A 2,884-nucleotide genomic window follows, 5' to 3' on the forward strand; every position below is an offset into this window, starting at 1 on the left:
TTACAACGCAGAGCTCACGGCTAAAATAGCCGCTGAGTGACGAACTCCAACATCTCCGGAAAACCCGGTCTGGTTCATCATCTAGCCGCGCTGTATGTTCGTAAACCAAACCGTCTGGGCCGGACATTTCGAATTCAATCCGGTCGTGTTTGTTGCTATGAAATGCATGTGCATAGAGCACCATCGCATCGTCAGGCGACAGGCGTGTTCGCCGCGCGGCGCCGGATTGCACCGCGTGCAACTCCGGCACCGCCTCGGATACGCCAACAGTGGCCAATCCGGCGTCAACATAGGGCGGGGTATCGCGCCAAAGGGTTTCAAACGGTTCGCTGCATGCATTGGTCTGACCTGGAGCAAAAGGGTCAACGACATCGGCGCCTTGGGTTATCGTCAGATGAAGATGCGGATAATTGGTCAAACCGCTAAGCCCGACTTCGCCCAAAAGCTGCCCGCTCAATACCCGTTGGCCGGGAGTCACGCGAACAGAGCCTAGTTTCATATGACAGTAGACGGATTGATATCCATTGCCGTGGTCAATCCGGACCGCGTTGCCGCATTCCTGACCATTTAGATCAGAGCCCGGAACATAGGGTTGATCGGGTCGGGTGTTGCGGATCGCTTGAACACGGCCATCGGCGGCAGCAATCACGCGAACGCCTTTATCCATCTGTTCAAAGCTCAGCAGCGCGAAATCGGTGCCGCTATGCCCATCACGAGATTTCAGGCCGCAGCGATAATCCGCAGTCGCATCGCTTGGGTCAACGTCTGGGTAGTCTTCGATGACGCATGTTTCGCCCAACACACAGTCAAGCGGCATACTTAAAAATGAAACGTCCGCCACAACGGGTGTGGCGGACGTAAGGATCAGTGCAAAAACGCTACGGATCACTCCGCCGTCAGAAGTGGTGGTTTTTTGCTCGACAGGCGCGGATTGTCCGGGCCGGACAGATCAAGCGTGAGTTTGCCGTCTTTGACAGCAACTTTCACAACTCCACCTTTGGCAAGCTTGCCGAAGAGAAGTTCTTCCGCCAGCGGCTTCTTGATTTCTTCTTGGATCACGCGGCCCAAGGGACGCGCACCCATTTTGTCGTCGTAGCCTTTTTCGGCCAACCATTCGGCGGCAGGTTTGGTCAGTTCGATGGTCACGTTGCGATCCATCAATTGCGCTTCGAGTTGCAGCACAAACTTTTCTACGACCTGCAGGATCACCGATTTTGGCAGTGGTGCGAAAGAAATGACCGCGTCCAGGCGGTTGCGGAATTCCGGGGTAAAGGTCCGTTCGATGGCTGCCGTATCTTCACCTTCGCGACGATCGCGGCCAAAGCCGATGGCCGCTTTGGCCTGTTCAGCCGCACCAGCATTCGACGTCATGATCAGGATCACGTTGCGGAAGCTGACAGTGCGTCCATTGTGATCGGTGAGCGAGCCGTGATCCATCACCTGCAGAAGGATGTTGTAGACATCCGGGTGCGCCTTTTCGATCTCGTCGAGCAAGAGCACGCAATGCGGATGCTGATCGACACCATCTGTCAGCTGACCACCCTGGTCGAACCCGACATATCCCGGAGGTGCGCCAATCAGGCGGCTGACGGCATGCTTCTCCATGTACTCGGACATATCGAAACGGAGCAGTTCCACACCGAGGGTATCGGCCAACTGTTTTGCAACTTCGGTTTTGCCGACCCCGGTTGGACCTGCGAACAGGTAGTTGCCGATCGGCTTTTCTGGTTCGCGAAGACCCGCACGTGCCAGTTTGATGGCAGACGACAATGCGTCGATTGCAGCGTCCTGACCAAAGACCACGCGCTTGAGCGACGCTTCGAGGTCTTTGAGCACCTCTGCATCGTCCTTGGACACGTTCTTTGGCGGAATGCGGGCAATCTTGGCGACAACCGCCTCGATCTCTTTCGCACCCAGCGACTTACGACGCTTGGATTCCGCAATGAGGTGCTGTGCAGCGCCCGCTTCGTCGATCACGTCGATGGCCTTGTCAGGCAGTTTGCGGTCATTGATATATCGGGCAGACAATTCCACGGCGGTCTTGATGGCGTCGGCCGTGTATTTGATACCATGATGTTCCTCGAAATAGGGCTTGAGGCCCTTGAGGATCTTTATCGTATCTTCGACTGAAGGTTCGTTCACATCAATTTTTTGGAACCGGCGGCTAAGTGCACGGTCCTTTTCAAAGTGTTGACGGAACTCCTTGTAAGTCGTCGAGCCCATGCAACGCAGTTTGCCGCCTTGAAGCGCAGGCTTTAGCAGGTTGGACGCATCCATCGCACCGCCGGATGTAGCGCCAGCGCCGATAACAGTGTGGATTTCGTCGATGAACAGCACCGCATCATCGTGGTCTTCAAGCTCGGTCATAACGGCTTTGAGGCGTTCCTCAAAGTCACCGCGATAGCGGGTGCCAGCCAAAAGTGCGCCCATGTCGAGCGAGTAGATGGTGGTTTTCGCCAGAACCTCGGGCGTTTGGCCCGCCACGATCTTGCGGGCAAGACCTTCGGCTATGGCGGTTTTGCCAACACCGGGATCGCCAACAAGAAGTGGATTGTTTTTGCGGCGGCGACATAGAACCTGAATGCAGCGCTCGACCTCGGATTCGCGGCCGATTAAAGGATCAATATCGCCTTCGCGCGATTTGGCGTTCAGATCGACGCAGTACTTTGCCAGCGCAGATTCTTTCTGTTCGCCCTGTGGCTCTTGCTGTTGCGTCTCTTCTTCACTTTCGGATGCGCCGGTGACTGGACGGCTTTCGCCATAGGCCGGGTTTTTGGCGACGCCATGTGCAATAAAATTCACAGCATCATAGCGGGTCATGTCCTGATCCTGCAGGAAGTAAGCTGCATTGCTTTCGCGTTCTGCAAAGATCGCAACCAGCACG

The 2,884-nt window shown here is 55.7% G+C and carries 2 protein-coding genes; both read right to left on the reverse strand.

The genetic code is table 11. From position 1 onward, the window contains the following. On the reverse strand, positions 1 to 817 hold an 817-nt coding region (locus tag ACTG4M_RS17275), incomplete at its 3' end, for a M23 family metallopeptidase (protein ID WP_439124910.1). A gap of 68 nt (positions 818 to 885) precedes the next feature. Continuing rightward, positions 886 to 2,884: ATP-dependent Clp protease ATP-binding subunit ClpA (gene clpA / locus ACTG4M_RS17280; protein WP_439124911.1), on the reverse strand; the 1,999-nt coding region annotated here is incomplete at its 5' end.

The organism is Marivita sp., assembly GCF_965656765.1.
Taxonomy (GTDB): domain Bacteria; phylum Pseudomonadota; class Alphaproteobacteria; order Rhodobacterales; family Rhodobacteraceae; genus Marivita.